Origin of the sequence: Streptococcus cristatus (assembly GCF_001578775.1) — a bacterium.
Classification (GTDB): Bacteria; Bacillota; Bacilli; order Lactobacillales; family Streptococcaceae; genus Streptococcus; species Streptococcus cristatus_A.
This window is the reverse complement of sequence record NZ_KQ969062.1, coordinates 1,097,090-1,104,546: the sequence shown is the minus strand read 5'-3', so window position 1 is coordinate 1,104,546 and position 7,457 is coordinate 1,097,090. Positions and strand designations below refer to the sequence as shown.

Below are 7,457 nucleotides of genomic sequence, written 5' to 3'. Positions count from 1 at the left end.
GCAAGTCCTCAGCCTGATACCATTCTTTGATAATATGGAATTTAATTGTCTGGCTCGTAATAAATTTTTCATACCCCATGACAGAGTAAAAAGAATAATGCGGTTCTAAAATCAAGCAGATACATTCCTCAATCCCGTCATCCTCCATCTGCTTAATAACATCTGGAATAAAGGGGCGAGAAAATTTATTAGCAAAATAAACAGCATATTCCCCCTTTAAAGCTTCTTTCACCAGCTCAACTTCTGCCCGCGTGATGCGTTGCAGGGGACTGCCACCAATACGCTGATAATTATCATGAAGGTGCTGAATCTCCTGATCAGTAGGTCGCACGCCACGACGGATATTCGTGAAAAATTCTGCAATATCCTCAAAAGTGTAGCCCTCTGGCGATCCAAAGGTCATCATTAGAATAGCTTTTTTAGTCATAAGTTCCTCTTTTTGTATAAAATCCTCTGCTATTATAACATGATATCCCCTGAAAAGCAGATAAAAGGAATGTTTTCTAGCCAAATTTAAGAATTATTTGAATCACAAAAACTTCTCTTCCTAAATTTGTTTCAATCAAACTAATTCACCAATAAAAAATGAAGTGAGATGTAACACTCACTTCACTGCTATATACTATAAAGTTTTTCTACGGCGATGTTTCACAGCACCTGCGAGAAGAGCTGCACCGAGAGTCATTCCAAGGAAGGCTAATTGTTCCGCTTCCGTTCCTGTATTAGGAAGGACAACTGACTGGCTAGGCGAAGCTTTAGGAGTCGCTGGAGTCGATGTAGCATTAGTATTATTATCAGTTTTTGGCTGAGCTTGAGTAGCTACGTTAGCCAATGTTTCAACCGATGCATCCTTCTCATATTGAGAAGCTGAATTTGCATTCGAAGTCAGAACCGTTTGACTACCTGCACCTGCTGCTGCAAAATTAAGTCCACCATTTGCTTGATAAGTAGTTGTAGCGGCAGATACTAGGGCTTGGCGCTCTTCTTTTGGAAGAAGGTCTAGCAAATAATTGTAATTTGCTAGCAATTCATTGTAGACTGTTTGCAAATCAACTAATTTTGCATTCTCAGTCTCAGCAACAGCTTGTTTAGCCTTCAGGTCAGCCTCTGCTGCAACCAAGTCTTGCTTAGCTTTTTCCAATTGTTGTGGAGCTGTTTTGAGATCTGCAACTTTCTTCTGAGCCGCTGCTACACGATTTTGAGCAGCGACCAATTCAGCTTTGGCTGCTTCTAGTGCCTTATTCTTATTTTCCTCAGCCGTCTTCAATGCTGCAAGCTGATTTTTAGCCTCTTCTAAGGTTGCCTGAGCTTTTTGTAATTTGGCTTGATATGGAGAAATTGCAGACGCGATTCTTGCTGTTGCTGACTTCAAAGCAGCTTTTTTATCTGACAAGTTTTGTTGAGTCAGAGCTAAGGCTTTCTCAGCAGCTTCAAGATTCTGTTTAGCTTTTACAACAGCAGCCGCACGATCTTTCTGTGCTTGGTATGAATCTGTCAACTGATTATTTAAAAGATTCAAGCTAGACTCTTGGCTAACTTTTTGCGCTTGTAACTCTGCCAAACGATTCTTCAAGGCTGTCACATTGGCACTTGAAGCAGCCCCACGACTGCCGCCGCTGCGAAGAAGTTTCTCCATCGCTTCAACGGTTAGCAGTGTGCCATTATTGACTCTTTGGTTGAAATTACGAACATTGTGGAATCCAACTTCTGAAGTTCCGTGTGGAGTCCCAAACTGATTTGGATGAGTGTCATAGGCAGCAGAAATAGCATTGGCCTTGTTATCCATCATTTGGACATAGTGACCGATTTGCGCAAAGACGTTAGGCCCTACCTTCATATAAATATCATTGGCATCCAGTTGTCTTTCATCAGTTGGCAGGCCGTATTGAGCAGCAATCTTTTGATACAAGGCTTTTTCACTATGCCAGAAATTAACCGCACCTTGAGGATTGAAGCTGATGGCCACGTTTTCATTGCCAATCAGCTTGCCCATGTGCCAGTTAGCCTTCTCAAAGTACAAGGTCTGAATTTGGCTGGCAACATTAGCATATGGATCCACCAAAAGCTCTGGGAGACCCGCATTACGACGGTAAGCATTGATAGCCTTAACCAATTCCAAAGCCTGCAAGTTATTTTCCAAGCTGGCTGGGCTAGATGGATCTGAACCAACCGTGATGTTGAATTCATTCTGACCACGTTTGTAAAGGGCTAAAGCATCAGCTGCAGCATTTCTTACAGCTTCATTGTTCGAATTATCTCGAAGATTCTCTAAGAATTGCGAATAGGTCGTATTCCGTAAATCAACCGGTGCTGTACTTGCATTTTTCTGTTCATGCACCAACTCAGTATTTGTTGCAGTAATCAATTGCTTGGTCTGCTCTAACTTCGCCTGAGTTTGATTGATTTTGTTTTGGATTTCTGCTTGATTTTGTGGCGCAACATTTGCTGCTTGGTCTGCTTTTGCTAGTTCATTTTTAGCATGCTCCACAGCTGTCTGAGCTTGATTTTCCTGATTTTTAGCAGTTTCTACAGCTGCAGTTTCTGCATGAACTGGTTCTTTGGCTTTGTTTAGTTCAGATTCTGCCACATCCACCAATGATTGTTGACCAGCAATTGTATTTTCTTGGTCTTTAACTGCTTGACTTGCTTCCTGAACTGCAGTTTCTGCTTCTTTGACAGTTTCTGATTTTGCTGTTACTTCTTCTTCAGCTTTTTTAACACTGGTCTCTGCTTGAGAAATGTTTTCTTCAGTTGCTGCCTTTTCATTTTCAGTAGCTGTAGCCACCTTCTCTTGAGCCTCTGAAACTGCGGCTTTTGCTTCTTCAAGGTCTGCTTCAGCTTTCTTAGTTTGCTCTTGTTGCTGATTTACATTTTTCTTGGCAGCATCTGCTTTTTCCTTCGCTTCTGCTACATCCGCTGTCGTAATTGGTTTCTCGGTAACTGCTGTTGCCTTTGGTTTCGTAGCCGTTGACTCAACGAGTTCATCCGCTTTTACCTGATGGCTAAGCGCACCAGAAATAATCGTTGTCGCTGCAATGCCAGTTGCTACAACGGATTTACCAATTTTCTTGTCCATAGACATCTCCTTCTAATAGCACATGTATCATTTTACAATCAGTCCTATGCTATAATACTAACATAAAATGACTGGTTAAACCAGTCAAAACCATATCATTTAAATAGAAATTCTATTACAATTTTATGACAAAAATCGAACGCTTCATCCTAATAAAGTGGAAATAGAGCGGATTTAAAGCGTTTTTCGCCTCTTCCGCTCCTTATTTCCATTTATTTAGAAAAATTTCTTTACTGCTTATTTGCTTCTGATGTCACTTGACTTTCGGCCTCTTTTTCTGAAGGAGCTGCTGAATTTGATTTTTCTACTCCAGGAGTGGCTGGTGAGCTTGGCTCTTCCACAGTCTCTTTAGGAGCCTCGCTCGTTTTTTCTTCTTTAGTCTCCTCAGCCGGACTGGCCTCCGTCTCAATTTTAGCTTCAGTTGGAGCTGGCTTGTTGGCTTGAAGCTGATTAAAGAACGCTTCTGCTTCGGTTAGCAGGCCTGCTTTGTCCACACTCGGATCGGATAACTTATCCAATAAACCATCTACCTTGGCAAATTGCTCATCTGTTCCCTGTTGTTCCTCAAGCATCTTGTGGGCGGACATCAGCAAATTGTAAATTTTCAGATAGGTCTCTTTATCCTTGAGCGCTGCAGATGCTTGCTGTTCTTTTAAGGTTTCAACGATTTGAGTCAAGAGCGTTTTCGTTTCTGCTAAAATCGTTTCTCTATCTTTGCGAGCTTCTTGCAAATCAGTACCAAGTGCTGCGAGTTGCTTTTGATAATTTACTTGCAGAGTCGGATTCGTTACTTTTTCCAAAAGTTCTTGACCTTTTTGGAAGAGAGCTTGGAGAGTTGCTTCTGAGATTTCCTCTGTAGGCTGCGGTGCAAATTCTCCGTACAATTCTTTCAAGAAACCATAGATAGCCGTCTTATAACTGTGGTCGTCCAGCTTTTCGGTATCCAGAACCGTTTTATCCTTAGCTGAAGCAGCCTCGCCACTTGCCAGAGCCTTATCAACTTCGAGCTTGGTTTCATAGAGTTCCAAGAAAAGAGCTTTCAGATCGACCGCTTCGATAAAGGCCTGAGATTTATAAAGCTTGAGCGTCAAATCAGCAACTTTCTTACGAAGTTCTGGATGCAAACGGGCATCGTCAACCGCAAGATAGAAAGCTTTGAGATATTCAACAGAGGTCACTCCTGTCCGATCTTGATAATCTTGCAGGCTTGCCAAAAGCTGCTCAATCTCAGCCATCTTAGCTTCATTTTTTTCTACCTTAGCTGTCTGCAATTCCCCGAGCAAGCTGGTTTTATTCACATTGTAGCTATCCGTTTCCAAACGTTTGATCTTGTCAACCAATTCTTGATATTTTTTATCAACTTCGGTCAGCTCTTCCGTTTTCGCTTTTTCATCAACATGAATGTAGTGCTTATCAAATTGATCCAGGCTTGCCAGATAGCCCTCTGTTGAGTTGCTTGGCAATTGCTTCATGGTTTCTACAAAATTACCGAGGGCCAGCTCGATTCGACGTTGCATAAGCAAGTCTTTAGCATAAATGGTTCGGCTAGCTGCCAAGAGGGTATCCACCTTTTCAAGAACAGCCTTTTCATCATAAGCTCCTGCTTGATAAGCTGATTGCAAAGCTGGGATTTTGTTCTTCAGGCCTAGATTCAATCCTTTGGATTGGACACGGATGTAGTGGTTGTGATCGCCATGCGGAATGACAAACTGACCATTTTCAACCTGAATACTGTATGGAGACAGACCTGAACGCAAGGCTGTTGTATAAAGCTCGTTCAAGAAGTCCAGCTCTGGATTTCCAGTTTCTAAAGGAATCCGAACGTGCTCTTTTCGAACAGCGTATGGATGGATATGTGTCGGATCGTAGTCTTGATCTGGATTATTAAAGACAAAGAAGCCTTTTGAAATCTTAATTGCTTCACGCGGTACGCCATAAGTCTTGGAAATATAAGCGATTTTCTCTTCGTCACTGGCGTCACGAGAAAAACGGTCATATTCTGTGCTGACTTGACTGGATTGGCTTGAATCTTTGTGCTTAGCCAGGTTGGCTTCTGCTGCTGCAATCTGATCTTTGGTCAAATCCTTTTTGAAGAAATAATGTGCATGGCCGCCGTGTTGGACAACGTAACCTTCCTCATCTTTTGAGATGACATGTTCAGCATGGAAACCATGGTCGTGCTCGTCTTTATCAGCTGGTTTGGCTGGCTGACTTGGATTTGCTGGTTGGTTAGGCTGGCTTGGTGTACTTGCAGCAGCCTTAGGATAAGTCTTCTGACCAGTAACAGGAATGTTCCGAGCTATTTCTTCTTCTAGGGCAGACAGTTTGCTGTAAGGGATAAAGTGATAGTGATTTCCATGTGGAATGGCCACTCCTTCTGCGGTCCGTCTAACGATTTTGCTTGGATCAAAGACAAGACCATCTTTTTCAACATAGCGTTTTTCTTTTGGTGTATGGTAGAGCTTCTCAAGTAAGGTTTGGTAACTTGATGGTGCATCTTCTGCTTTTTCAGCTGGTTTAGCTCCGTGCCCAGCATCTGATTGGGCAGGTTTGGACGGTTGAGCTGGTTTAGCAGTCTGTCCCTTGTCAGCTTGATGCGCTGGCTTAGTCGCAGTTCCTGCATGTTGATTTTCCGATGCTTTAGCTGTAGGAGCAGAAGCTTCTCCTCCTGTAGTAGGATTTTCAGCTGGAGTAGCTGCTTGCTTGCCTCGCTGCAAGGAATCCCAGTAGGCTTGGGCAGCCGCTAATTCACCTGGCGACAGATCACTTTTAGGAATATAGTGAATATGACCGCCATGTGGCACAAGGAAGCCATCTCCTGTATCCGAAATCACATCAGATGGACTGAAAACATAGCCGTCATCTGTTGTATAGGCGCCATTGCTCCGACTCGATGCAGTGCCTTCTGCTTGATAGGTTCTCTTTCCTGCAGCATAGGCGGCACTTGGACGACTGAAGTCTTGTGTTTTTCTGCTAACAGTTTGACTCGATTTAGCTTCTGAACCGCCTTCTCCTTCTTCCTTGCTAGGATGAATTTGTCTTTGCCGTGCGATTTCATCAACTGAACGGACATTGCTGGTTTCTTTAGCATTGGTCAGATATAGATAATATTTGCCTGCAACCTTGATAATATAGCCATCTTTCACTTGGTTGACAATATCTGATTCTTGCAATTGATAATTGGGATCCCTCATAATCAACTCTTCACTTAGAATTGCATCAAAGGGAACCTTTCCATTATAGTAATGATAGTGATCACCATGTGAAGTCACATAGCCTTGGTCCGTAATCTTGACAACGATCTGCTCAGCAGTAATGCCTTCTTTGGCCTGAATCTGCTCAGGTGTCAATTTCTCGGCTTTTTGAGATTTATTGTCCTGCTTATTTGTAGATTTCTTTTCTACATAGGCCACTCGATTTGTTTCTTGTTCTTGTGGCTTATCTGCTTGATACTGCATGATCGCATACCCGCACACACCAAGTGTAGCTAGTGCCGCAACTGAACTAATAATATATTTCTTTTTCATACATCACCTCAATGTTTTAATTCTTTGGCTAAAATTTCTAAATTATCTTCTAAATTTTCAAGATAGGTCTTGTCATTTTCAGGATCTGCTTCGAGAGGATTCAGCACCTTTAGGTTGACTCCTGTCGCCTTCTTCAAGGTTTCAGCCAACTTAGAAGAAGCATTGCTCTCGACAAAAATCGTCTTGACTTTATAGGTCTTGATAAAATCTTGTATCTCCGTCAACTGCCTTGGACTAGGCTCTTGGTCTGGCGAAATGCCTGAAATCCCCAGTTGCTTGAGACCGAAACGCTTGGCTAGATAAGAAAAGGCCGTATGCTGGGTCACAAAAGTTTTTTCATCTAGCTCGCTAAAGATTCCTTGATATTTTTTGCTCAGGGCCTTTGCCTTCTCTGCAAATTTTTGAGCATTCTTTTGATAGGTATCCGCATTTTTACTATCTAGCTTGGACAATTCTTGAGCGATGAGCTGTGCTTCTTCTGCCACTTTTTCAGGATCTAGCCAAGTATGTGGGTCATAGAGGGTCTTTTCATCAACCCCTTCCTCCGTAGACACTTCTTCTAAGCCGCCCACCTTGTCCAACTGCATCCCGTTGCTTGCTTCTACGACCGCTACCTTGGACTTTTGTAAACTAGGATCCAAACTACCGGCCCAAGACTCCAAAGTCCGCGAATGATACACAAAGACATCTGCTTCATAAATAGCCGCTACATCACTGGCTGACGGCTCAAATTCATGAATCCCTGCGCCTGACTGAATCATCCGTACATCATTCAAATCTCCTGATACTTCTTTGACCATTGAATAAATCGGGTAAAAACTCGTGACAATATTGAGTCCGCGTTTGCTAGCAGC

The 7,457-nt window shown here is 42.6% G+C and carries 3 protein-coding genes and 1 pseudogene; all 4 read right to left on the bottom strand.

Features of this window, described 5'->3' with window-relative positions:
• Positions 1-427, bottom strand: a pseudogene (locus tag SCRDD08_RS11905) (ferrochelatase); the annotation flags it as partial.
• Positions 428-622: 195 nt separating this feature from the next.
• Entirely contained in the window at positions 623-3,076 is a 2,454-nt protein-coding gene (locus SCRDD08_RS05520) for a CAP domain-containing protein (protein WP_061422773.1), read from the bottom strand.
• A 230-nt stretch (positions 3,077-3,306) separates the two neighbouring features.
• Positions 3,307-6,603, bottom strand: a complete 3,297-nt coding sequence (locus tag SCRDD08_RS05515; protein WP_061422772.1) for a pneumococcal-type histidine triad protein — start codon at positions 6,601-6,603, stop codon at positions 3,307-3,309.
• An 8-nt stretch (positions 6,604-6,611) separates the two neighbouring features.
• Positions 6,612-7,457 (bottom strand): metal ABC transporter solute-binding protein, Zn/Mn family (locus SCRDD08_RS05510; protein WP_081104261.1); only part of this gene is annotated, 846 nt, incomplete at its 5' end.

Coding starts and splice junctions, on each gene's coding strand:
- SCRDD08_RS05520 (WP_061422773.1), bottom strand. CDS start 3,076: ATGGACAAGAAAATTGGTAAATCCGTTGTAGCAACTGGCATTGCAGCG.
- SCRDD08_RS05515 (WP_061422772.1), bottom strand. CDS start 6,603: ATGAAAAAGAAATATATTATTAGTTCAGTTGCGGCACTAGCTACACTT.